General features: G+C 69.0%; 12 protein-coding genes. 8 read left to right on the top strand and 4 right to left on the bottom strand.

Annotation, left to right across the window (positions count from 1 at the left end):
- Nucleotides 1–132: 132 nt before the first annotated feature.
- Nucleotides 133–12,822: a filamentous haemagglutinin family protein gene (locus KY49_RS31535; protein WP_042588217.1), complete on the top strand. Its 12,690-nt coding sequence runs from the start codon at nucleotides 133–135 to the stop codon at nucleotides 12,820–12,822.
- Nucleotides 12,823–13,055: 233 nt separating this feature from the next.
- Here the strand turns inward: KY49_RS31535 and KY49_RS31530 are convergent, their stop codons facing one another.
- Complete coding sequence (locus tag KY49_RS31530; RefSeq protein ID WP_042588216.1) at nucleotides 13,056–14,381, bottom strand: substrate-binding domain-containing protein; 1,326 nt, start codon at nucleotides 14,379–14,381, stop codon at nucleotides 13,056–13,058.
- Between the two features lie 519 nt (nucleotides 14,382–14,900).
- On the opposite strand from KY49_RS31530, the gene gspF reads away from it, so the two are divergent.
- The 6 genes from gspF (at nucleotide 14,901) to KY49_RS31500 (ending at nucleotide 19,629) form a co-directional block, all read left to right on the top strand.
- On the top strand, nucleotides 14,901–16,118 hold the full coding sequence (gene gspF, locus KY49_RS31525; protein ID WP_042588215.1) for a type II secretion system inner membrane protein GspF: 1,218 nt from the start codon (nucleotides 14,901–14,903) through the stop codon (nucleotides 16,116–16,118).
- A 25-nt stretch (nucleotides 16,119–16,143) separates the two neighbouring features.
- Nucleotides 16,144–16,671 (top strand): type II secretion system minor pseudopilin GspH, encoded by a 528-nt coding sequence (gspH, locus tag KY49_RS31520; RefSeq protein ID WP_080406133.1) that lies wholly within the window; start codon nucleotides 16,144–16,146, stop codon nucleotides 16,669–16,671.
- A 183-nt stretch (nucleotides 16,672–16,854) separates the two neighbouring features.
- On the top strand, nucleotides 16,855–17,595 hold the full coding sequence (locus KY49_RS31515) for a TonB C-terminal domain-containing protein (RefSeq protein ID WP_042588214.1): 741 nt from the start codon (nucleotides 16,855–16,857) through the stop codon (nucleotides 17,593–17,595).
- Nucleotides 17,596–17,601: 6 nt separating this feature from the next.
- Entirely contained in the window at nucleotides 17,602–18,150 is a 549-nt protein-coding gene (locus tag KY49_RS31510; protein ID WP_042588213.1) for an RNA polymerase sigma factor, read from the top strand.
- Between the two features lie 11 nt (nucleotides 18,151–18,161).
- Nucleotides 18,162–19,154: a FecR family protein gene (locus tag KY49_RS31505; protein WP_042588212.1), complete on the top strand. Its 993-nt coding sequence runs from the start codon at nucleotides 18,162–18,164 to the stop codon at nucleotides 19,152–19,154.
- Between the two features lie 223 nt (nucleotides 19,155–19,377).
- Nucleotides 19,378–19,629: a FecR/PupR family sigma factor regulator gene (locus KY49_RS31500; RefSeq protein ID WP_042588211.1), complete on the top strand. Its 252-nt coding sequence runs from the start codon at nucleotides 19,378–19,380 to the stop codon at nucleotides 19,627–19,629.
- Nucleotides 19,630–19,639: 10 nt separating this feature from the next.
- Here the strand turns inward: KY49_RS31500 and KY49_RS31495 are convergent, their stop codons facing one another.
- The gene (locus tag KY49_RS31495; protein WP_060969648.1) at nucleotides 19,640–19,873 is read right to left on the bottom strand and encodes a hypothetical protein; all 234 of its coding nucleotides are present in this window, start codon (nucleotides 19,871–19,873) and stop codon (nucleotides 19,640–19,642) included.
- A 309-nt stretch (nucleotides 19,874–20,182) separates the two neighbouring features.
- A complete protein-coding gene (locus KY49_RS31490) occupies nucleotides 20,183–21,010 on the bottom strand; it encodes a hypothetical protein (RefSeq protein ID WP_042588209.1) in 828 nt (275 codons plus the stop codon).
- 164 nt (nucleotides 21,011–21,174) lie between these two features.
- Here KY49_RS31490 and KY49_RS31485 point away from each other — a divergent pair, with 164 nt between their 5' ends.
- A complete protein-coding gene (locus KY49_RS31485; RefSeq protein WP_231636581.1) occupies nucleotides 21,175–22,857 on the top strand; it encodes a type II toxin-antitoxin system Phd/YefM family antitoxin in 1,683 nt (560 codons plus the stop codon).
- Here KY49_RS31485 and gspK read toward each other — a convergent pair.
- Nucleotides 22,847–23,839 (bottom strand): type II secretion system minor pseudopilin GspK, encoded by a 993-nt coding sequence (gspK, locus tag KY49_RS31480; protein WP_042588207.1) that lies wholly within the window; start codon nucleotides 23,837–23,839, stop codon nucleotides 22,847–22,849. The genes KY49_RS31485 and gspK overlap by 11 nt on opposite strands.
- Nucleotides 23,840–24,493 lie beyond the last annotated feature (654 nt).

The following is a 24,493-nucleotide window of genomic DNA, read 5'->3' as shown; positions in this document are numbered from 1 at the left end:
CAACGCGCAATTTTCCAGGGTTCGGGGTGAAGAATGGCAGCACGCGCACGCGCAGTACGACAACATGACCCGATTCGTTCGCGGTCCGTCCTGAGATCGGACCTGCGTCCGCTATGCCGGGCGGTCGCCGTGATGCTGGCGGCGGGCGTCACCGCGCACGCGCAGGCGGCGGGCATCGTGAACCTCGGGCAGGCGAGCGCGCGCGCGGCCGGCGGCGGCGCGGGCGTCGCAGGCGGCTTGGCCGGCGTGCCGAATCTCGGCGTGTCGCCGCAGCAGGCGCTGCAGGCGAGCCAGCCGTCGATCCGCAACCTCGGCTACGCCGCGCATGCGATCGCCGCGCAAATCGCCGCGCAGCAGAATGCGGCCGCGGCGGCCGCCAGGCTGCCGTCGAGCGTGCCGAACGGGCTCGCGCCGGGCGGGCTGCAGGTCGCGGCGGGCGCGACCAACGATCCGAACAACCCGGTGCTGTGGTTCAACGCGAACGCGCCGCAGCAGAGCGTCGACGCGAACGGGCACGTGAACGTCGACGTCAGGCAGACCGGGCAGAACGCGGTGCTGACGTGGGAGACGATGAACGTTGGCCGGCAGACGACGCTCAATTTCGACCAGTCGGCCGGCACGCAGACGAACGGCGCGAACAACTGGGCGGTGCTGAACCGCGTGAACGACCCGAGCGGGCGGCCGAGCCAGATTCTGGGGAACATCACCGCGCAGGGGGCGGTGTACGTGATCAACCGGAACGGCGTGCTGTTCGGGGCGGGGTCGCAGGTGAACGTGCATTCGCTGGTGGCGTCGTCGCTCGACCTGCTGAACATGAACAACTACAACCAGGCCATGGTCAACAAGGTTCCGGTCGTCACGGGCAGTCTCGCGCAGGACGCCGCCGGGATCGTCGCGAGCAACAGGCAGTTCCTGAGCCTGCCGGCCGGGACGACGGGCGGGCTCGCGTATCCGCAGTCGGGCAGTTCAACCGGCGTGAACGGCGACGGCAGGATTCCGAACGAAGTGCTCGGCCTCGGCAACCAGGTCAACCTCGCGTCGGCCAGCCAGTACCAGCCGTGGGGCGACGTCGCCATCGAACAGGGCGCGTCGATCACCACGCATGCGAACGGCAACGTCAGCGACGGCGGCTTCGTGATGATCGCCGCGCCGAACGTGACGAACGCGGGGCGCATCACGGCGACGGACGGGCAAGTCGTGCTGGCGGCCGGCGTGGGCGTGAGCCTGCGGCCGAACAGCGGCGTCAGGGGGAACCCGCAGGTGCTGCTGCCGGAGCTGAGCGGACAGATCACGCTGCTGGGACCGAACGGCCAGGCGACCGACATCACGCCGGCCGGCACGCTGACCAATACCGGAATCGTCGAGGCCGCGCGCGGCAACGTGAACCTGCTGGGCAGCCGGGTCGCGCAGAACGGCGTGGTCGGCGTGACGACGAGCGTCAATGCGCCCGGCACGATCACGATCTCCACGGTCGACGAATACTTCGCCAACAATCCGGCCGGCGGGGCGTATCTCGGGCGCCCGATCGCGACCTACGACGCGATCGGCGGCGGCGGCGATACGCATCGCGCCGGCCTGCTGAGCTTCGGCCCGGATTCGGTGACGACGGTGATGCCGGACGGCAACGGCCAGACGACGCCGTCGACGCCGGGCGCGACGTTCAAGCCGGGCAGCATCGGCATGACGGCCGGATCGGTCTGGTTCCAGGGCGGCTCGCTGATCGAGGCGCCCGGCTCGGCCGTTTCCGTCGCCGCGCTGACGCCGTCCACGTCGTTGTCGAAGGCCCCGCCCGGCCAGACCGCCGTGCCCGGCCGCATCTACGTGGACGACGGCGCGACGATCGACGTGTCCGGCCTGGCGAACGTCGCGGCGCCGATCGCGCAGACGCTCGTGACGGTCGACCGGCTCGGCCAGAACGAGCTCGCCGATTCGCCGCTTCTGCGCAACGGCTTCCTGTTCGGGCTCAAGAACGTCGTCGTCGACAGCACGCTGACCGGCACGCGCAGCGACGGCGTGCAGTGGGTCGGCAGCCCGATCCTCAACCTGTCGGGCTACGTGAACCTGATTCCGCGCACGGTCGACCAGCTGCTGACCAACGGCGGCTCGATCACGCTGTCCGGCAACGAGGTGATGACCGCGGCCGGTTCGTCGATGAACCTGAACGGCGGCTACGTGCATTACGACGGCGGGATGATCAACACGACGCGGCTCGTCGATGCGAACGGCGCGATCGTGCCGATCGGGAAGGCCAGCCCGTATGAGACCTACGTCGGCATCGCGGGCCAATTCACCGAATCCCATCCGCGCTGGGGCGTGACGAAGTCGTGGTTCAACCCGCTGCTGACGGGCGGGGTCTATCAGCCGGACTATATCGTCGGCGGCAACGCGGGCACGCTCGACGTCTATGCGACGCAGGCGCTGGTGCTCGACGGCGGCATCAGCGCGCAGGCGTTCGGCGGCGCGAAGCAGATGCAGGGCAACAGCCTGCCGGCCGGCGGGACGTTCAACCTCGGCGCCGATCCGAAGCTCGGCGGCACGGCGCTGGCGAACCTGACGTCGAACAACCACGAAACCGCGAGCGGCACCGCCGGCCTCGTCGTGCTGCAGGACAACGCGCCCAGGCTCGACGAAGTCGCGCCGGGCTTCTCGATCGATACGCCGCTCGATACGAAGACGTTGCAGGCGCTGCCCGCGACCGACCCGCGCAACGTGCTGTCGACCACGGTGGTGCCGGTCGCGACGCTGAACAACGGCGGCTTCGCGAACCTGAACGTGACCGAGGACAAGGTCGGCGGCAAGGGGATCACGGTCGCGCAGGGCACGCAACTGAACCTGCAGCCGGGCGGCTCGATTTCGCTCAGCAGCGTCGCGGTGGGCGCCGGCATCGACGTGGCCGGCCGGCTGTCGGCGCCGTCGGGCTCGATCTCGATCACGAGCGGCGGCAATGTCGTCGTGGGGCCGCAGGCGATGATCAGCGCCGCTGGCCAATGGGTCAACAACGACGTGCAGGCCGCGCCGGGCACGACGCCGGGCAATAGCCAGTTCATCGATGGCGGCACGGTCTCGCTGTCGGCGCTCCAGGGGTCTCAGGCCGCGAGCGGCACCGACATTGCCGATGTGACGGGCTCGATCCTGCTGCAACCGGGCAGCGTACTTGACGTGTCGGGCGGCGGCGAGATGCTGGCGAACGGCCGGATGCTGATGCAGAACGGCGTGCCGGCCGGGCGCGGCGGCAGCGTGTCGCTGCGCACGTATGCGGCATCGCCGTTGAAACAGTTCGGCCATATCGTCGACGGCGGCGCGAACCTGCCCACCGCGCAGCCGTCGGCCGGCACGATCGCGCTGGGCGGCACGATCCTGGGAGAAGGGTTTTCGGGCGGCGGCACGTTGACGCTTCAGGCGCTCGGGTTCCGGATCGGCGGCGATGCGGCGGCAGCGTCGCCGTGGGACGTGTATCTCCCCGAGCGCTTCTTCGCGCGACAGGGGTTCGGCAAGTATGTGCTGAATGCGTTCTACGACACGATCGTCGCGCCGGGCGCCGCGGTCGGCGTGACGCAATTGAACCGCATCCCGGACGCGATCGCGCTTCAGCAGGCCGGCACGGGGGCGAACCTGGCGGCGGGCGGCCTGACGACGATCGGCCAGCTCGATGCGTATCACCGGCAGGCGACGAGCCTCGTGCTGACGGCCGGCAATTACACGTCATGGCTCGGATCGACGACCGGCGCGGCGCCGCCGTCGTACCCCGGCGTGACCGGCGCGGTCACGGTGTCGAGCGGCGCGTCGATCCATGCGGACGCCGGCGCAAGCATCGGCCTCGGCTCGCCGGCGCAGGTCACGATGCTCGGCTCGATCGTCGCGCCGGGCGGGTCGATCACGTTGAGCGCGGATTCGAAAGGCACCTTTGCGCAGACGGGGCAGTTCGGCACCGGCTTCATGAGCCCGGGGAAATCGGTCTGGCTGGGCGCGGATGCGTCGCTCGACGTCTCGGGCACGGCATTGGCCAATCCGCTTGCCGCGCCGGTCAAGATCGGCGGAACGGCCGTCGTGCCGAATACGGGCAAGGTGTTGCCCGGCGGTTCGGTGACGCTGTCGAGCGACACGGGCTACGTGGTCGCGCAGGCGGGCTCGAGGATCGACGTGTCGGGCGCGGCGGCGAACTTCGACCAGTTGCAGGCGAACGGCACGATTGCGTCGCAACCGGTGTGGAGCGATGCGGGCGCGATCACGCTGTCGGCGGCGAACGGCCTGTTCGTCGATGCGACGCTCGCGGCGCATGCGGGCGCGGCGCAGGCGCGCGGCGGCACGCTGTCGATCCTGCCGCATCAGAACGACGGCGCGACCGGCACGGCCCTGGTCGTGCGGCAAGGCGGCACGCTCGTGCCGGCGGGGCTGGCGCCGGGGCAGGACTTCACGTCGGCGCTCGATCCGACGACCGGGTTGCCGATCGGCCAGCCGACCGGCGTCATTCAGTTCGCCGTCGACCGGTTGAGCGGGTCCGGGATCGCCAACCTGGTGCTCGGCGATGCCGCGTCATTTCCTCCGTCCGGCGTACCGGTGCCGCCGATCCTGTTTGCCGGCGATGTGAAGGTGGCGCTGCCGGAGTCGGTGACGCTGAACGCCGGGCGTATCGCGGCCATCGGCATGGGGCAGTTGTCGACGCTGCTGTCGACGCCGGCGCGCAAGCCGGACGGGACGATCACATCGGCCGTCGATGCGTTGCTCGCGCAGCCGCCGCAAGCACCGCTCGGCACGACGGTCGAGATCGATGCGCCGTATGTCGCGTTGTCGGGGCCGGCGCTCACGTCGCAGTCACCCGGGTTCAACCCGGTCGCGGCGTTGTCGGATGCGACGCTGAACGTGAACGCGTCGTTCATCGACCTTCGCAACCAGGTTCAGTTGAACAATTTCGGTCAGGCGAACTTCACCAGCAGCGGGGATATCCGCCTGGGTTCGACGAACGCCAGCCAGTCCCGGGCGTCCGGTCTGGCTCCGGGAATCCTCTACACCCCCGGCAACCTGACTTTCAAGGCCGCGGACCTGTATCCGGCGACCGGTGCCACGTTCATCGTCGATGCGGTCGGCCCGACCGATCCGGCGACAGGCAAGCCGGCGCCGACGACGGTCACGTTCGCGTCGAACGGCGCATCGGGCACGCCGCTGTCCGCAGGCGGCGCGCTGCTCGTCGATGCGACGAACATCGTGCAGGGCGGCACCGTGCGCGCACCGTCCGGCACGCTCGTGTTCGGCGTGGGCGACCCGACCAGCAGCGCGACGCTTGCACAGTTCGCCGGCCTGCCGCTCGTCGCGACGGATTCGGTCAGGCTGGCGAACGGCAGCGTGACGTCGGTCTCGAACGGCCGCGCGATCATTCCGTACGGCACGACGATCGACGGCGTCGAGTGGCAATTCAATCCGGTCGTCGGCGCGACGACGACCGACCTGAGCGCGCCGCCCGCGAAGTACGTGGGCGTGAACGGCGGCAACGTCGCGCTCGACAAGGGCGCGACGATCGACCTGTCCGGCGGCGGCGACCTGCAGGCGGCCGAATGGGTGCCGGGCACGGGCGGCACGCGCGACGTGCTGTCGCAATACAACGTGAGCTATGCGAGTGGGAAGGGGGCGACCGCCGTGCCCGTCGACGCCGGCGCCGGCAACGTCTATGCGATCCTGCCGGGTGCGCAGTCGCCCGTCGCCGCGTATGACCCGACGTTCGCGCAAACGCTGCAGCCGTCGACCAATGACAACGGCACGGCGACGACCACGACGGCGACGCTCGGCGTCGGCCAGGCCGGCATGAACGATCCGGTCGGCAAGGCCGTGTATCTGTCGGGCGTGCCGGGGCTGGCGCCCGGCTACTACACGCTGCTGCCGGGCAAGTACGCGACGGTGCCGGGCGCGTTCCGCGTCACCGTATCGAACACCGCCGGCAACGTCGCGCCGGGCGCGAGCCAGGTGCTGCCGGACGGCACGGTCGTGACGGCGGGCTACTTCGCCAACGCGCTGACGGGCGGCCGCAGCGCGACGCCGACGCTGTTCAGCGTGCAGTCCGGGCCGGTGTGGCAGCAGTACTCGCAATACATGCTGACGGGGGCGAACGCATACTTCACGAAGCTTGCCGCCGGCAAGGGCAACGTGACGCCGCCGCTGCCGGTGGACGGTGGCCAGCTGGTGCTGGCGGCGACGAGGGCGCTGGCGCTCGGGGCCACGCTGAACGCGGCCGCCGGCGCGGGCGGCGCGCCGGCCGAGGTCGACATCGCGTCGCGGGACATCCAGATCACCGGCAACGGCAGCGCCGCATTGCCCGGCTATCTGCAGGTCGGCAGCGATGCGCTCGATGCGCTGAACGCGGGCAGCCTGCTGATCGGCGGCACGCGTGCGGCGACCGCGAACGGCGTCACGATCACGCCGATCGCGAACAGCGTGGTCGTGTCGAACGACGGGAACACGGCGCTCAAGGGGCCGGAAATCCTGCTCGTCACGAAAACCGACGGCAGCGGCACCGATTCGAATGCGGCGAACGGCCTGCGCATCGACGCGGGCGCGTCAATCGCGGCAACGGGCGATTACCCGGCGGCGAAGGATCGGCCGATCGCGATTGCCGGCGACGGCGCGCTGCTGCGCGTGTCGAACGGCGCGATGGCGCCGCTCGCGCGCACCGGCGGCACGGGCGCGGGCCTGCTGAGCGTCGGCGCGGGCGCGACGCTCGCCGGCGGCCAGGCGCTGATGCTGGATTCGTCCGGCAACCTGAAGGTCGATCCGACGGCGACGCTGTCCGGCAAGGCGATCACGGCGGACGGCTCGGCGATCACGTTCACGAACGCGAGCGGCGCCGCCGCGGCGAACCTGCCCGGCTTCGTGATCGATCCGGCCGGGCTCGCGCAATTCGGCAACGCGCAGCAGGTCGCGCTGCGCAGCTATGGCGCGATCGGCTTCGTCGGCGACGTGAACGCGACGTTCGGCAACAGCGTGGATCTGAGCGCGGGCACCTTCACGAGCGACGGCGGCCATGTGACGTTGAATGCGCAGCAGATCGCGTTCACGAACGAGACCGGGGCGATCGGCAGCGCGGCCGTGCCGGGCGGCGGCACGCTGACGGTCAACGCGAAGGAGATCGACTTCGGCACGGGCAGCAAGAACGTGAGCGGCTTCGGTTCGGCGACCCTGAACGCGATCGGCGGGATCGTCGGGCAGGGCACGGGCACGTTCGACTTCGGCGCGCTGCCCGTCACGCTCAACGCGCCGCTCTATCTTGCGGATACGAGTTCGGCGTCGACCGTGAAGACGACCGGCGCGCTGACGCTGAATGGCGCGTCGGGCACGGCGCTGACCCGCAATGCGGTCGGCGGCGCGTGGAAGTTCGTCGGCGGCGCCGTGACCGACAACGGCGCGACGATCAGCGCGCCGGCGGGCAACGTGACGCTCGAGGCGACGAGCGGCGACCTGACGATCGGCGGCGGCTCGACGGTCAGTTCGGCGGGCGTGTCGAAACGGTTCTTCGACGTGACGCGCTACGCGCCGGCCGGTTTGATCACGCTGACGGCCGACGCGGGCACGGTGGACGTGCAGCCCGGCTCGACGCTCGATTTCTCGGGTGCGAACGGCGGCGGCGCGGCGGGCGGCCTCGCACTGTCGGCGCCGCAGCAGGTCGTGAGCCTGAACGGCACGATCAAGGGCGGCGCCGCAAGCGGGTACGCGGGCGGCTCGCTGTCGCTCGACACCGGCGGCGCGGCGGATCTCGATGCGCTCGCGAAGACGCTCGCGTCGAGCGGCGTGAACCAGTCGATCGCGATCCGCACGAAGACGGGCAACCTGACGCTGTCGCCGGGCAACACGCTGACCGCGCACGCGGTGCAGCTCACGGCCGACGGCGGCGCGGGCCGCGCGCCCGATGCCGCGAACGGCAACGTGAACGTGCTCGGCACGATCGACGCGTCGGGCAAGGCGGGGGGGCAGATCGACCTGTACGGCAGCAACGGCGTCGATGTCGAGGGCACGCTGCTGGCGCGCGGCGCCGATCCGAAGCAGCGCGGCGGCAAGGTCAACATCGGCACGAGCGCGCTGTTCGATCCGACGATCGTCGATGCGGGCGGCAACGCGATCGCGAACAACGCGACGTACGGTTACGAGAATTTCCTGCGCGCGAACGCGGGCGCGATCACGCTGGGCGCGAATGCGCTGATCGACGTATCGGGCGGAACGGCGGGCGGGCTGTCGGGCGGCACCGTGAATTTCCGCGCGCCGCTGCTGATCGACAACGGCGTGAAGGTCGGCCTGCCGGATGCGTTCAACGACGGCAAGGGCATTGCCGGGTCGCGCGCGACCACGCTCGAGGCCTATGCGGTGTGGAGCACGACGGACGCGACGACGGGCGCGAAGCACTTCGACGGCGTCATCGATCCGGCGGGCTGGTACGACCGCAGCGGACATTTGCTGGCCGGCACATTTACCGCGCAGGCCACGTCCGGCACGCCCGCGACGTTCTCGTTCACGCCCGACGGCACGGGCGGCGGCACCGTGACGAACCAGGCGACGGGCGCGACGGCCAGGGTGACGCAGGCGCAGTTGCAGGGCGGCGTCACCGATCAACTCCTGCCGGGCTTCGGCGGGCTCGACAACATGTATTTCGCCCCGGCGACGGGCGTGGCGAACGCGGATCATCAGAGCTTCTACGGCTACCTGGCGGGCGGCGCGACCGCGACGACGCCAGGCACGCTGATGGGGTTCGTGCAGAACGGGCTCGGCGCGATGGCGAATCCGTTCGCCGGAAAGAACGTGACGAACGCGCGCGTCGTGCCGGGCATCGAGCTCGACAACCCGAGCGCCGCGATCAACGGCGGCGACATCCAGGTGCTGACCAACTGGAACCTCGGCGCGGGCACGTCGCCGACGAATCTTGCGTATCGCTACCAGGGCGACGCGCCGATCGTGACGCTGCGCGCCGGGAACGACGTGAAGGTCAAGGCGAGCCTGACGGACGGGTTCTTCCAGATCGCGAACCCGCTGGGCGGCGGGGGGACGATTCCGGTGCCGCCGTTGTCGACCCTCAGCGCTACGCAGACGCTTTACACGATGCCCTCGGGCGTCCTGGGGGAGCTCTACCATCTCGGGCTCAATTATTTCGGCGAAAGCGGATATAGTGCGAATCACAATCTGGCATTCGGGCCGGGGCAGCCTACAGGCGGGACGCCAGACGAGATTGCCGAGTACTACGCGTTGTATTCGGCATACGCGAGCTATCTGACGGAGCAAGCCACCTCGCTGAGCTCGTTGCTGGGACAGAACCCGCACTCGTCCACCGCCGACATCATTTCGTCGATGCGCGGCAACGGAATGCAGCCCGGACAACCGGTCGCGCCGGTTGCGCCGTCGGCGGCGGAACAGGCCGCCAATCCGGCGTCCTATCTGCTCTATCTGAATCAGTACAGAACCTACCTGACTGCGACCGCGCAGTATTACGTGCAACATGGCATCGTGATGGCGCCGCATGCGGATACCGTGACGCCGCCGGCTGTACAGCCCGTTGCCGTGATCGCGACGACGACGATCGACTTGCCGGCGGTGACCGACAATACGCCTTCGCCCGTCCCGGTGGCGGGCAATCCGATTCCGCTGTTGTCGGCGTCCTTGGCGGGAGGCGCGAGCAGTTCCTTCCGCGTGGTGGCGGGCGCGGATGTTGGGAGCACGAACCCCCTTGCGCTGCGGCCGCCTTTGCCTTCGGACGCGACGACGCATAGTGGAAGCGTGACGCTTGGCGCGCATACGACCTATGTGGATGCGAGTGGATTGGCGTTGCTTGCGCCGACGATGATTCGAACCGGCATGGGGGCGATCGATGTCGCTGCCGCGAATAACGTCGCACTGTTCGATGCGACCGAGACGCCGAAGAACGACCCGAATTCGATGATCGTTCCCGGGGTGATCTACACGGCGGGCGCGCCCGCTGCGGGGGCACCCGCCGTGGGCACCGGCATCACGATCCTGCATCCGCAAACGTCGGGAAATCCGGACATTTTGATTACCCCGACCGTCAACCCGGATTCCGCGGGCGACATCACGATTCGCGCGCAGGGAGACATTGCCGGCGCCGAACGTCTGGTGGACGCGACGGGCGCCGTAACGGGGCAGCAAGGCAAGGACTTCAGCCAGTTCTGGTGGCAGTGGATGCAGATCGGCAATCCGACGGGAACCGTTGGCGCGACCAATCCTGTCACCCAGGTCGTTCGAACGTCGATCAACTTCGGCGCGTTCGATCAGGGCGTGATGAGCGCTGGCGGAAACGTATCCGTGTCGGCTGGCGGGAATATTGCCGACCTGTCGGTGTCGCTGCCGACGACGTGGTACCTGACCGGCACCAATACCGACACCCCCACGATCAATACGGTCGGCGGCGGCAACCTGACCGTGCATGCCGGCGGGGACATCCTGAGCGGCGGCTATTTCGTCGCGAAGGGAGCGGGAACGATCACGGCGGGCGGGAAGATCGGATCGGATATCGCGGTGCCTTCGAATTTCATCGGACGGCCGCCCACGGTGGTGGATACGCTGCTGGCGACGCAGGATGGCGTGCTGGACGTCAACGCGCGCCAGGGCGTCAGCATCGGGCGCGTGTTCAATCCGTCGTATGTGCAGGGCAATGCGTTGTTGAACGCGTATCGTCAGCAGGCGGACATGCAGGGGTACTCGACGACGTCCGCCGTCAACGTGGCGTCGACGACCGGCGACGTGGCACTCGGCACGCTCACCGCAGGCGTGATTGGCGGAGACGCGACTTTCACGGCGACGCCGGGGATGAACGACCTGTCGTTCGTCTTGCCCGCGTCGGTGAATTTGACCGCGTTCACCGGCGGCATCACGGTGGCGGCCAGCGGCGCACTCTACCCGTCGCCGTCGGGCAATCTGAATCTGATCGCCGACCAGTCGGTGAATCTGTCGAGCATGTACGGAATGGGTTCCGGGGGGCCGGTATTCGGCCTGCTCGACGTCGACCCGTTGGCGATGCCGTCGGCGGCGAGGCCGTATGTCTTCGTCGCGAACCCGAACGATGCGTCGGCGGCGGCGCATGCTTCCGTCGCGCTGCACGGCGACGATACCGTTCCGGCGCGAATCTATAGCCTGAACGGCGACATCGTCGACGGCGTTCGGAAGGCGACAAGCAATGGCAGTGCGGACATCTACGACAATCTGGTCCCCGTCGTGATCGACAAGCCCGCACTGATTCAGGCAGGTCGGGACATCGTCAATCTGTCGTTCCTGGGGCAGAATCTGCGCAAGTCGGATGTGACCCGTATCGTGGCAGGGCACGACATTTACGATGTGCCGGGATTGGCTACTGGAAGCGCGGTCGCACCGGTACTCGCGCTAGGCGGTCCGGGTACCTTCGACATCGAGGCCGGCCGGAACATCGGACCGTTGACCAATCAGCTCGACGTGCGGAACGCCCGCACGCTCACGGGTATCGACGCGATCGGCAACGCAGGCAACCCTTACCTGCCCCATGAAAGCGCGAACGTCAACGTATTGTTCGGCGTAGGTCCGGGCATCGACACCCCGGCGTTCATCGCGGCGTACGTCGATCCGGCGAGTTCGATGCAGGGCGTGCCAAGTACCGCACCCGCGCTCGTCTCGTTCATGCAGCAATATGAAGCCGGGCTGGCAATCGATACGGGCCTTGTCAAGGATCGGCCAGCCGTCCAGCCGATGAGCGCGGCGCAGGCGTGGTCGAAATTCAAGGCGCTGCCGGCGCACATCCAGCAACTGTTTGCCGAGCATGTGCTGTTCAACGTGCTGACGCGGGTAGGCGAAGACTACAACAACCCGGCAAGCCCGTATTTCCAGAAGTATGCGAGAGGTTACGAAGCGATCAATACGCTGTTTCCGGCGTCGCTCGGTTACACGGCGAACAATCTGGGCGGCGGGAGCAATGGCGCGAACAGGATCGCCGACACCGGCGATCTGGATATTCGAAGCACCACCATTCAGACGCAGCAAGGCGGCAACGTCTCGATCCTCGGGCCTGGCGGGCAGGCGCTGATCGGCAGCACCTCGGCCCCGCCGCAGATCGTCGATTTCAGAGGCAATGTGCTCGTGGGTCCGGGGGCGATGGGCATCCTCACGCTCGAGAAGGGCGACGTCAACATCTTCACGGATCGCAGCGTGCTGCTCGCGCAAAGCCGGATCTTCACCGAGCAGGGCGGCGACATGACGATCTGGAGCTCGAACGGCGACATCAACGCCGGCAAGGGCGCGAAGTCGTCGGCGGATACGCCCGCACCGCAATACGTGTGCGACGCGAACCATTACTGCACGGTCGATGCGCGCGGGCAGGTGACGGGCGCCGGCATCGCCACGCTGCAGAGCGTGCCGGGCGTGCCGCCGGGCACGATCAACCTGATCGCGCCGCGCGGCACCGTCGACGCGGGCGATGCCGGCATTCGTGCGGGCAACCTCAACGTCGCGGCGCTGCGCGTGGTGAACGCTGACAACATTCAGGTGACGGGCAAGGCGTCCGGCATTCCGCTGGTGCAGGCGGTGAACACCGGCGCGCTGAGCGCGGCCAGCGCGGCGGCGTTGGCCGCGACCCAGGTGGCGCAGGACATCGCGAAGAACAACGCGTCCGGTGGTTCGACGCGTCGCTGGACGATCTCGGTGCAGGTCGAGGGGTTCGGCGATGCGGGCGACGATGGGTCGAGGAAGCGCAAGCGCGAGCAGATCGGCTATGACGCGTCGAACGCGGTGTCGATTCTCGGCTTCGGGCAGGCGGGGCCGGCGCAGCAGGCGGCACTGACGGCGCAGGAGCGGGCGAGATTGGGAAAGATCTGAGACAGGCGCAGGGGCAGCGCGACGCGGGGCCGGTTTGACCGGCCCCGCGTTTTGTCATGTGCCGATTCGAAATGGATAGGGCGTGCAGGATGAATGATGCCCACGGCCGGCCCGGCGTCAGCGAACGGGGTGCGTCGTGCGGATCGCGGGTCCCAATGAAAACTGCGCCCTTGGGTTCCCAAGGGCGCAGTCGCGCGGACGCTCAGACGTCGGTACGCAGCGGGTCGATTGACTCAGCGACCGACCACCGTGCCCGTACAGACGCTCGCGTTGCCGATGTCGAGGTTGAAGCCGCTCGCGTTGCTCAGGAAGTCGTTGGAGATGGCCGTCTGGTAGTTCGACGGAACCGTGTCGAAGCCGTTGCCATGCACGATCGATGCGAAGCCGGCATTCGTATAGTGCTTGTTCAGGAAGTCTTGAACGGCGCTCTTGACCGATGCGTTCGCATAGCACTGGCTCAGGATGATCTGGCTCGTGCCGGAGACCGGATAGCCGGCGGCCGGATTGCCGGCATTCGGTACCCAGTTTGCCTGGTTGGAGGCCAGGAGCTTCGTTGCCGGCGCCGCGATCGTGCCCAGCGCCGTCGACGCATTCGCATACGTCGGCGCGTAGTAGGCGCCGTTCTTCGCGTTCACGAGGCTTGCCACCGGCAGTTGCAGCGCGCCGGCCGCCGTCACGACCGTGCTCGACGGCGCGAGGAACGTGTTCGTGTAGTCCGGGCTCAGGTACGCGACCGCGTTGCCCTTGGCTGCCGCCAGCGCGCCGCGCACGCCGCTGCTGCCCGAAGCCGGGATGAAGTTCGACGGCACGGCGCCGCCCGGGAACGAAGCCGTGAACGTCAGCGAGTCGACGAACGTGACGCCCTGAGCCGTATTGGCCGTCGTACAGACAGCGGCCAGATGGCGGGTCAGCAGTTCGGTCGTGCCGCTGCCGTCGGAACGATAGATCACGGAGATCGGCGTGCTGGTCGTCGTGTACGGCAAGCCCGTTTCCGGATTGATGACCGCGTCGGTGTGGTTGGCGCCCGTGCCGGCCCAGTCGGTGATGCGGCCCGAGAAGATCCCGCACAGGTCGTTGTCGTTCAGCGCGATGCTGTGCGCCTGACCCGGCGTCGTCTGCGGCGTCGTCGTGCTGGTCACGGCCGGGCCGTTGACGACCGGCACCGTGATCGGCGTGACGATATACGGGATCTGGATCAGCGGGCCGCTGGTCGCGCCGAGGCCGGCCTTGTACGCCGTGAGTTGCGCGGTCGACAGCGCAGCGTCGCTGTTCGCGAAGTGGACCGTGCCCGTGACGCCCGCGCCGAAGTACGTCGGCTGGTTGTTCAGGAATGCGTTCTGACCGGCGCCCGAGCCGACCGAGTAATACGTGAACGTGGCGTTGGCGGTGCCGTACAGGCCGATTTCGGTGGCGGTGTTGCTGACCGAGCCGAGAGTCGGCGCGACGAGCGACGAACCGCCGCCTTGAATGACGGGGCCGGCGGCCATCGCGGCCGTGGCGCCGATGCTCGAAACGAGAAGAGCCAGGACCTGACAGATCTTGCGCTTGCTGGATTTCATGAAAATTCCCTTGAACGAAGATGAACGACGGGGAGCCTGCTGCTGCGGCCCGAATGCGATATCGGCCGCGGAGTAACTGTAGGAGGGAATTCGCAATGCGCGTGTGAATTTTTCGTAAAGAATGGTCCGTAACATTTTTGATGAAAAGCCGATTGCGTTGCTCCGACTGATCAATCGTCGAATCAACGAAAATTCAGGCCGGGAGGTCGATGGAACCTGGCGGAGCGTCACCCTGAATCGCGCTAGCGCAGCCCCGAGTCATTTTCGTGGCAGATGTTACGGACCATACTGTCGGTCGGCGCGCGGGCTGAAAAGCGGAATTTTATTAACTCATTTACTGAGCAACGAAAATCGCCAATATCGATAAAAAAGAATCAAGCCGAATAATCCCCGCCGCCCAAAAAGATAGCCCAACATCCGTCACAAATTTGCGCCGGTTCACGCATTAGTCTTTGCCCGCGAATCCACCGGGCGCGACGTCGCTCGAGGCAGTGTTGCGCGTGACGGGAGGCCGCTGACATGTCCGCATTCCGCTATGAAGCGATCGATCGCGTCGGCAAGACGTTGAGGGGCGTGCTGGAAGCCGACAGCGCGCGCGCGGGGCGCAGCCAGCTGCGCACGCAGGGGCTGACGCCGCTCGTCGTCGAGCTGGCCGCGTCGCGGCTGCACGGCGAACGCAACCGGCGCCTCGCGCTCGGCCGCAAGCTGTCGCAGCGCGAGCAGGCGATCATCACGCGCCAGCTCGCGAGCCTGCTCGTCGCCGGGCTGCCGCTCGACGAATCGCTGTCGGTGCTGAGCGAGCAGGCCGAGCGCGAATACGTGCGCGAGCTGATGGCGTCGATCCGCGCCGAGGTCGTCGGCGGCCATTCATTCGCGAATGCGCTCACGCAGCATCCGCGCGATTTCCCGGAAATCTACCGCGCGCTCGTCGCGGCGGGCGAGCATACGGGCAAGCTCGGCATCGTGCTGTCGCGCCTTGCCGACTACATCGAGCAGAGCAATGCGCTGAAGCAGAAGATCCTGCTCGCGTTCACGTATCCGGGGATCGTCACGCTGATCGCGTTCGGCATCGTCACGTTCCTGCTGAGCTACGTGGTGCCGCAGGTCGCGAACGTGTTCACGAGCACCAAGCAGCAGTTGCCGATGCTGACGGTCGTGATGATGGCGCTGTCGGATTTCGTGCGGCACGGGTGGTGGGCGGCGCTCGCCGCGTTCGCGGGGGTGGTCTTCGCGATCCGCAAGGTGCTGTCGCAGACGGGCCCGCGCCTCGCGTTCGACCGCTGGCTGCTGACCGCGCCGCTCGCCGGCAAGCTGGTGCGCGGCTACAACACGGTGCGCTTCGCAAGCACGCTCGGCATCCTGACCGCGGCCGGCGTGCCGATCCTGCGCGCATTGCAGGCGGCGGGCGAGACGCTGTCGAACCGCGCGATGCGCGGGAACATCGACGACGCGATCGTGCGCGTGCGCGAAGGCTCCGCGCTGTCGCGCGCGCTGAACCACGTGAAGACGTTTCCGCCGGTGCTGGTGCACCTGATCCGATCCGGCGAGGCGACGGGCGACGTGACGACGATGCTCGACCGCGCGGCCGAAGGCGAGGCGCGCGAGCTCGAACGCCGCACGATGTTCCTGACGAGCCTGCTCGAACCGCTGCTGATTCTCGCGATGGGCGGTGTGGTGCTCGTGATCGTGCTGGCGGTGATGATGCCGATCATCGAGCTGAACAACATGGTGCAGTGATCCTGACGCGAGCGTGAATGAAGACATGATGACGCGAGACCACGAGACCGAACCGGCGCACGACGCAATGCGCCGAACCTGCGGCGCACGCCGCGCACAGCGCGGCTTCACGCTGCTCGAGATGCTCGTCGTGCTCGTGATCGTCGGGCTGCTGGTCGCGGTCGTCACGCTCGCGCCGTCGCGCAACCGGCGCACGGAGCTGGCCGAGGACGCGCAGCGGCTCGCGAGCCTGCTCGAATCGGCCGGCGACGAGGCGCAGGTGCGCTCGATGGCGATCGCGTGGCAGCCGGTCGGCGGCGGCTACCGGTTCGTGCAGCGCACGGAGAGCGGCGCATGGTCGCCGATGACCGACGACCTGTTCCGCGCGCGCCGCTGGGGCGCCGAAGTGACCGGCGTGTCGGTCCGCCATACGGGCGGCGGTGAAGCGATCGAGCGCGTCGTGCTCGGCGACGAAAGCATCGACGTGCCGGTGACGATCACGCTGTCGTCCGGTTCGACGCGGCTTCGCGTCGTCGGCACGGGGATCGGCAACTTCGTCGTGCGACAGCCTTGAGCAGTCGAACGACCGGCCTATGAACGGCTTGCCGAACGGCTCGCGGTCTGGCCGCTCGCCGTCACAATTCACCTGACTGTCACATGCTCCGCTCACAATCCGTCATTCGCTTGCCGCGGAGTCGCTCACGGGGGTGCTGGGAATTCGCCGGCAGCGTGCAACTTCACTTCCGTCCAGGAATTCATGACTCGTTCACGGGCGCCGGCCGGCGTCCTGGCGATCGTCGCGTGGTTCACCCTTGCCGCGTTGTTCATGCGTGTCGTGCACGCGCAGGAGACCGGAACCGCCGGACGTCAGCCGGGCGCCACGGCGCACTTCGATCTGCCCGCGCAGCCGCTCGCGAAGGCCCTGCAGGATTTCGCGCGGATCACCGAGCTGATCGTGCTGGCGCCCGCGCCGCTGCTCGACGCTCGCACGAGCGCGCCGGTCCGGGGCGAATTCCTGCCGCGCGAAGCACTGGAGAGGGTGCTGGCGGGAACGGGGTTGCGCGCGGAATTCGCGCGGCCGGACGAGGCGATCATCGTCGCGCGGCCGGCGGCCGACACGGCGCCGGCCACGGTCGCGGCGCCGGCGGATTCCGCGCTGCCGATCGACGGGGTCGGCGCTTCGGACGAACTGCGCACGTTCGCGGGCCTGCTGCAGACGCATCTGATCGATGCGCTGTGCGCGCAGCCGGCGGCGGTTCCGGGAAGCTATCGACTCGTCGCGCAAGTGCGCATCGATAACAAGGGGGCGGTGGTGGCGGTCAACATGGTGGCATCGAGTGGTCTGGCGTCGCGCGACGCGGCGGTCCTGCGCGCGCTGCGCACGCTGAGGCTCGACGCGGCGCCGCCGGCGGCGCTGCCGCAGCCGGTCACGATCCTGCTGCGGCCGGTCGGCAACGGCGTGCATGTCCGCTGTCCGCGGACAGCCGAACGGAACTAGGCGGTCATGTCCGACACCACCCGCGCCGGGCTCAGGAAGCTGCTGGCGTCGCGTTACGCGTACCTGGTCAGGCGGCTCGAGCGCGTGACGGGATCGAAGGACGGCGCCGCCGACGCGCTGCACGAGACCTGGCTGCGCCTCGAGAACGCGAACGTGTCCACGCAGGTGACCAACGCCGACGCCTATATTCTCGGGATGGCGAACAACGTCGCGATCGACCAGCATCGCCGCGAGCGGCGGCACCTGCACGACGACGACGTCGAGACGCTGCTCGAGCTGCCCGACGAGGTGGCCGATCCCGAGCGCATCGTCGCCGCGCGGCGCAAGGTCGATGCGCTGAAGGACGTGCTGCGCGGCCTGCCGCCGCGGCGCCGGGCGATCCTGCTGGCCGCCCGCGTCGACGGGCTGCTGAATCGCGAGATCGCCGAGCGCTTCGGCATTTCGCTGCGGCTCGTCGAAAGCGAGCTGAGCGCGGCGATGAAGTACTGCCTGCAGCGCATGCAGGAAGAGGGTGAGTCGTACACGGGTTCGCGCGGCGGGCCACGTAAATTTTGAGCATCCGGACGATGACGAAAGCCCAGGCCGATTCCGCACACGACGCGCTCGACGAAGCGAGCGCGTGGCTGCTGCGTCTGCGCTCCGGCAGCGCGACCCGGGACGACGCCGATGCGTTCGAGCGCTGGTGCGCCGCTCGTCCGCAGGCCGCGCAACTGCTGCGCGACACGTGGGGCACGCTGCGCACCGCCGCGACGGAGCTCGCGCAGGAGGAACGCACGGCCGCCGCGTGGGCAAACGTTGCCAAGCGGGAGCGCACGCTGCGCACCGGCCGGCGCGCGTTCGTCGGCTTCGCGGTCGCGGCCGGCGCGTCGTGGCTCGCGCTGCGGCCGCCGATGGCGCTGTGGCCGTCGCTGGCCGAGCTCGCGGCCGACTACCATACGGGCATCGGCGAGCAGCGCCAGGTCGCGCTGGCGGCGGGCGTGACGGTCGAGCTGAACACCCGGACGCGGGTCGACGTGCTGCCCGCGAGCGTCGCCGCGCGCGGCGTCGAGGTGGTCGCCGGCGAAGCGGAGATCGACGCGACGCCGGCGTCCGGCCGTGCGGCGGCGATGCAGCCGGTCGTCGTGGTCGCGGGCGGCGGCCGCATGCAGGCGACGGTCGCGAAGTTCAACGTGCGCCGCACCGGCGCGCAGGTGTGCGTGACCTGCCTGTCGGGCACGGTCGCGCTGCAGCATCCGCGCGGCGCGCGCACGCTGCGTGCCGACGAGCAGGTGACCTACGACGACCGCGGCGTGCAGCCCGTGTCGCGAATCGATCCGGGCGCCGTCAGCGCATGGCGGCGCGGGATGCTCGTGTTCAACGGCGTGCCGCTCGCGGAAGTCGTCGACGAGATCAACCGGTATCGGCCCGGCAAGGTCATCCTGCGCAGCGCCGCGCTCGCCGCGAACCGCATGCAGGCGCAATTCCCGATCACGCGGCTCGACGACGTGATCGACATGGTGGGCCGCCTGTACGGCGCGCACATCACGCGGCTGCCCGGCAACATCGTGCTGCTGAGCTGAGCGCCGACGCGCCGCATTTCCATCATCGCGTCCCGCGTCCTGCGGGTTGCGCGTCTTCGATACGACATCGTCAATGAGGGCCGGCAAACGCCGGGCGGCCGTTCGCGGCTGCCCGGTGGAGCGTCGTCGGACCCGAGGCGTGTGTGGCAAAGCGCCCCGTGCAGCGCATCGCTGTGTTGCACGGGAAGAACGCGTTCATTTGGCTTCGGGCGGTGGCGTAACCATGACCATTTCGCAACGGGATGAATGTTCCGGCGACGCGCAGGCGCTCGCCGACGAGATTCGCGAGGGCGCCATTCGCTGGCTGCTCTGGCTGCGCGCCGGCGATGCGACCGCGCGCGAGCTCGACGCTTTCCGGCGCTGGCGAATGCGCAGCGCCGAGCATGCACGCACCGCGCACGAGCTGATCTGGCTATGGGCGGTGCTCGGCATGCTCGGGCAAGCGGAACCGGGCGGGGCGACGCAGGTGCATTGACGCGACCGCACTACAGGTCCGACGGCAGCAGCGTGACGCGCTCGCCGTCGAGCGGCAGCGGACACAGCGCGACCGCACGCAGGATCCGCTGCCGGTTCAGCTCGAATGCGAGCAGCAACTGCCGATGACTCGTGTCCGCCGCGCCGAGGTGCTCGCGCAGCGTGTCGGGCGTCAGCGCGTAGGCGGCATAGCCCCATCCGAATCCGTACGCCGAAAACCAGATTTCCGAATCAGTCGATGCCATCGGTGCAGTGAGGTAAATGCTGGGCAAGGGCATGTCGCAGGTCCGTTGTAGTGTCGTGATTGTGACGGCGGCGTGACGCGACAACACTACCGTAACGGTGCCGGTTTGGCGATGGATTCGATGCGCGACGATGCCCGCGTCGCAAGAAAGTCTGCGGGTTACGCGAACCTGCTACGACCTAGTAAACGAGAGCGAGGGGCCGTGAAGCGGGACCGGGGGCCGGGCGAGACCGGCCCCCGGATCGCCGCGACCGAGTGAGTGCAACGACAAGGCAAGAGCAGTCAGGGGCCGAGCCGCGCGCCGGCGGCATCAGCGCGTGGCCGGATCGTCCTGCGCACCGGCGCGTGCGCGTGCCCACGCGGCATCGAGCGGGTCGTCGGCGTCGCGCAGGGGCTCGCGCAGAAACGGAAAGCGTTCGGCGAGCGGTGCGGATTCTTGCAGGGCCACGATATGGTTGATCATCCATTGCAGCAGCTCGCCGCCGTGCCGGACCTGGTCCGGCCGCCAGTGCGGCATCGCGGAGAACAGCCCGGCGAATCCGCTCCAGCGGGACGGCCGGTCGTTGTCGCCGGGCCGCAGGTAGGTGTTCATCGACACGTCGCGCGCGTCGGTCAGCACGCCGACGAACAGCCCGAGCGAGGTCGGCACGCCGACCTGCCGCCAGCCTTCCGCGAGCGCGAGCGAGCGGATCACGCGCGCGCACACGAACGCGATGCGCGTTTCATGTTCGATCCCGGCCAGCGACATCACGCCGTTGCGCTGCATGCAGCGGGCCACTGCATGCGGCCGGATCGCGTTCGACGCGAAGCTGCGCAGCACGAGATCGGGCACCGTGAGCTGCAGCTGGAATTCGCGCAGGCCGTGCTCGGCGCTCATCGTCGAGAAATTGACGAACAGCCCTTCGAGCTGGCCGAGCGCGCCCACGTAGGGCTCGAGCCCGAGCCGCGCGAGCTTCGGCGCGATCTGCCGTTCGAGGAGCCGCATCAGGTTGCGGCGGGTGCGCGCGCCGGTGAAGCCGTCGATGCCGCGCGTGACGACGTCGCTGATCTCCCAGCGGCGTTCCTCGGCGAAGAGGCGGGGCGAGCGGCTCAGGTCGAACCGGGCGCGGCCGTGCGCCACGCGGGGGTCTACGTACATGCCGGGGCCTCGTGCAGCGATTGCGGGCGGAGCGCCGCGACGCGACGTCGTCGCGCGCATCCGGTCGCTCACGATGCTGCTGCGTCGCAAGCGGCGCGTCAAGTGCGGCCGGCCCGAGCGCGTCACGCATGCGTCCAATCCAACCGAGACGAGGTGATCAGGTGATGCGCACGGTCGTGGAACGCTTCGTCGAACAGAGTCCGATGACGATCATGGCGCGACTCGTCCTGCAATGCGCGCTGCATGACGACTGGATCGACGGCGCGGCCGCCGGCACGGACGACGAGCCGGACGGCGACGCGATCCGCGAAGCGCTGTTCGCGCTGGCGGTCGACGCGATCGTGGCGATCGCGGCGCGGCAGCCGAGTTCGCTCCGTGCGCCGCACGCGTTCGACGGCGGCCTGGCAGCCGGATTCGGTCCGGCCGTCGCGGCGCTGCACGACTGCATGAGCCGGCTGCGCGCCGGCTGGGGCCGCGCGCTCGTGAAGGACAGCGTCGAGCTGCTGCTGCCCGTGACGGCGCCGCGCCCGCGCGAAGGGTCCCGCTCCACCGGCGGCATGCGGCTGCGCGTGCTGGACGGCGGCATGCCGTGCGGGCACGACGCCGCCGGCTGCGGTTGCGGGTGCGGCAATCCCGGCCGCGAGGCCGCCGCGCATGCGCGGGTGCTGCCCGTCTACGACCCGGATCTCGGCATGATCGTCGATTTGCTGCCGCACGAGCGCGGCCGGATGCACGAGCGCGCATTCGCCGGTGCGCTGCGGGAAGTGGTGCAGCCGGGCGAGCTGTGGATCATCGACGGCCGCTTCGAGACGGACGCGATCCTGTCCGGCTGGCCGCGCCGCGGCGGCGCGTTCATCGTGCGCGAGCACGGCCGTGCGGCCGCGTGCCGCGCGCTCGGCGACTGGCGGGATGCCGGGACGCACGACGGCGGCGCGGTGCGCGAGCAGGCGGTCGGCCTGGCGGGCGACCACGATGCGTCGGCCGCGCTGCGGCGCATCGAATGGCGCCGCGCGTCGGCCGCCGTGGTGATGCTGCTGACGGACCTGCCGGCCGCGCAGTTCGATGCGCGGCACGTCGTGCGGCTCGCGTGCCGGCGGTGGCGCGACGCGCTGCCGCTGCCGCTCGGGCCGGTGTTCGACGGCGCGCTGTTCGGCGACGTGCCGGCGCGCGCCGCGCTGCTCGCGCACGGCATCGTCGCGATGGCGTACAACGCGTTTGCCGCGATGACGAGTGTCGTCCGCGCTGCACTCGAACTCGACGCGCGCGACGCCGAACGCCTGCCGTCGCACATCGCCGACGGCGTCGCGGCGACCTACGCGGGAATGATGATCGCGCTGCCGCCCGAGTGGTGGCGGCGCTACGACCGGTTGCCGGCGACGACGCTCGGCCAGATCGTGCGGCTGCTTGCCGCGCACGTCGATCCGCGCAGCGAGCGCAGGAAGCGTCGCGACAGCCGGCTGTCCGCGAAATCGCAGGCGCTGCTGCGCGCGGCGACGCTGGAGCGCCTGCTGCACGACGACGGCGACGATGCCGCGACGAACGTGTTCAGCCTGCGCACGATCGCGATGGCGACGCGCGATTTCAGCAGCAACCCGTCGAAGGCGCTCCGGCATGCGAGCGAAGCGCTGGTGATGGTCACGAAATACAACCGGCCGATCGCGCTGCTGGTGTCGATCGACGACTGGAACCGGCTGCTCGGCGAAGTGCGCGAAACGAGCATGACGCGGCTGTCGCTCGACTATGCGGGCGCGATGCAGAACCTGCGCCCGGTCGCGCTCGGCGACGCGTCGCCGAATCAGGACGCGCGTGCGGCCGCCGTGCCCGCCGTGGCCGCGCTCAGCTCGTGAGGCGCCGCACCCAGATCACCGACGTCCACGCAAAGTTGCCGCTGCCGTAGCGCGCGATCAGCGTGTCGATGCGCGCATTGATCCGTGCGGACTGCACGCGGCAATGCACGATGAAATAGCCGCTGTTCACGCCGACGGCCGAGCCGTCCGGCAGCGTCGCGTTGCCCTGGACCGGCGCGAGATACTCGGCGACGTCGCCGGTGCTGACGAAGTACGCGGTGCGGCGGCGCTCGACGAGGCGGCGCGCCTGGCTGCGCGACAGCGTCGGGATCGCGGCGACGAGCACGGGCTCGGCCGCGGTGTTGACGTTGACGGTGGTCAGGTCGGGCAGGATCGTCACGAGCGGCGCGAGCGCGGCGATCGCGCGGGCGTCGTAGCCGGGAATGCGCGCGAGGTCGTCGACCGACACGAGCTGCAGCGGCCAGCCGCCGGGACCGTTCGCGTCGCGCAGCGAGCGCAGCAGGTAGTCGGCCGTCTGCTGCGCGAGCGCCGGATCGAGCGACAGCTCGCCGAGCAGCCGGCGATACGCGAGCAAACCTTCGCCGTGGGTCTGCCACGGCTTGCCGGGCGCGACCCGCGACACGAGGTTCATCAGGTTGAAGCGCGCCTGCGCGTCCTCGACGTGACCGGAAATCCGCGCGCGCGCGAGCTCGGCGTTGACTGTCGCGGCGCCCGGCGGCAGCAGGTTCGCGAGCGGCACGTCGGCGACCGGCTGCGACCACGTCTGGCCGTCGAAAGTCACGTTCGACGTGGCGCTCTGCGCGCGCAGCGTCGCGCGCGCCCACTCGACGGCCGCGCGTTCGACCCACATCGTCTGCGTCGCGAGCCGCTGGTTCTCGACGTCGCGCGTCGCGACCTGCTGGCGCCACAGCACGCTCGCCGCGAGCGTGGCCGCCAGCGCGACGACGAGCAGCACCGTCACGATCGCGATGCCCCGTTCGCGCCGCGCGGCTGCCGTCCGCTCTCGTTCGTATCGATGCATTCGCGCTTCCCCTCCCGTGGAATGGTTTTTTTGAAATTTGGGGTTGCGACGAGAACGGCCGCTCGCCGCGTTGCGCTCCTTGGCGATAGTCCAGTATTCGCGGCGTTGCGCGCCTCGCGAGCGGCCGTTCTCGTCGCAACGCATGCGTGTTCCGTATGTAAACAGACCCTAGCCACCGCGCGAGCATCGTAGCGAGCCACATGGGCGTTCCCCATCGTTGACGTTTTTCTCAATAGCTAGGACGTAACGGCCGGCCGCAAGCCGCAGGATTTCGTCGCATCCGGGCCCCGGATAAGTGGGACGCACGCGCAAGCTCGTGCGAATCTTCAGCGGAATGTCACAAAAACTTCCCGGTTGGGACACGACGATTGTCGGGCCGCGCGAGAACGCGGCGGCCGACGCATCGCAGCGCCGGGCAGAACGACAAGCACACGAAACGGGGGCCACGCACATTCATGCGCAACGTGCCGCGCGAAGCCGGCGCGGAACCCGTTGCGCGCGCATCGTCGGCCGCTCGCCGGCGCGGCCGCAACGACGGGCCGGCGGGCCGCGCGCAAAAAAACTGCGGCAATGCGCGTCTCGTTCCGTCTAGGTAGGTGTGAGCGGCGACCGGATGCATCCGGTCGCGGTCACGCGTATTCATTTCATCGGGCG

Origin of the sequence: Burkholderia sp. MSHR3999, assembly GCF_000833595.1 — a bacterium.
GTDB classification, from domain to species: Bacteria; Pseudomonadota; Gammaproteobacteria; order Burkholderiales; family Burkholderiaceae; genus Burkholderia; species Burkholderia ubonensis.
Note: the sequence above shows the minus strand (reverse complement) of the source record. Positions and strands in the feature narration are given on the sequence as shown.

Coding starts and splice junctions, on each gene's coding strand:
- KY49_RS31535 (WP_042588217.1), top strand. CDS start 133: ATGCTGGCGGCGGGCGTCACCGCGCACGCGCAGGCGGCGGGCATCGTG.
- KY49_RS31530 (WP_042588216.1), bottom strand. CDS start 14,381: ATGAAATCCAGCAAGCGCAAGATCTGTCAGGTCCTGGCTCTTCTCGTT.
- gspF (WP_042588215.1), top strand. CDS start 14,901: ATGTCCGCATTCCGCTATGAAGCGATCGATCGCGTCGGCAAGACGTTG.
- gspH (WP_080406133.1), top strand. CDS start 16,144: ATGATGACGCGAGACCACGAGACCGAACCGGCGCACGACGCAATGCGC.
- KY49_RS31515 (WP_042588214.1), top strand. CDS start 16,855: ATGACTCGTTCACGGGCGCCGGCCGGCGTCCTGGCGATCGTCGCGTGG.
- KY49_RS31510 (WP_042588213.1), top strand. CDS start 17,602: ATGTCCGACACCACCCGCGCCGGGCTCAGGAAGCTGCTGGCGTCGCGT.
- KY49_RS31505 (WP_042588212.1), top strand. CDS start 18,162: ATGACGAAAGCCCAGGCCGATTCCGCACACGACGCGCTCGACGAAGCG.
- KY49_RS31500 (WP_042588211.1), top strand. CDS start 19,378: ATGACCATTTCGCAACGGGATGAATGTTCCGGCGACGCGCAGGCGCTC.
- KY49_RS31495 (WP_060969648.1), bottom strand. CDS start 19,873: ATGGCATCGACTGATTCGGAAATCTGGTTTTCGGCGTACGGATTCGGA.
- KY49_RS31490 (WP_042588209.1), bottom strand. CDS start 21,010: ATGTACGTAGACCCCCGCGTGGCGCACGGCCGCGCCCGGTTCGACCTG.
- KY49_RS31485 (WP_231636581.1), top strand. CDS start 21,175: ATGCGCACGGTCGTGGAACGCTTCGTCGAACAGAGTCCGATGACGATC.
- gspK (WP_042588207.1), bottom strand. CDS start 23,839: ATGCATCGATACGAACGAGAGCGGACGGCAGCCGCGCGGCGCGAACGG.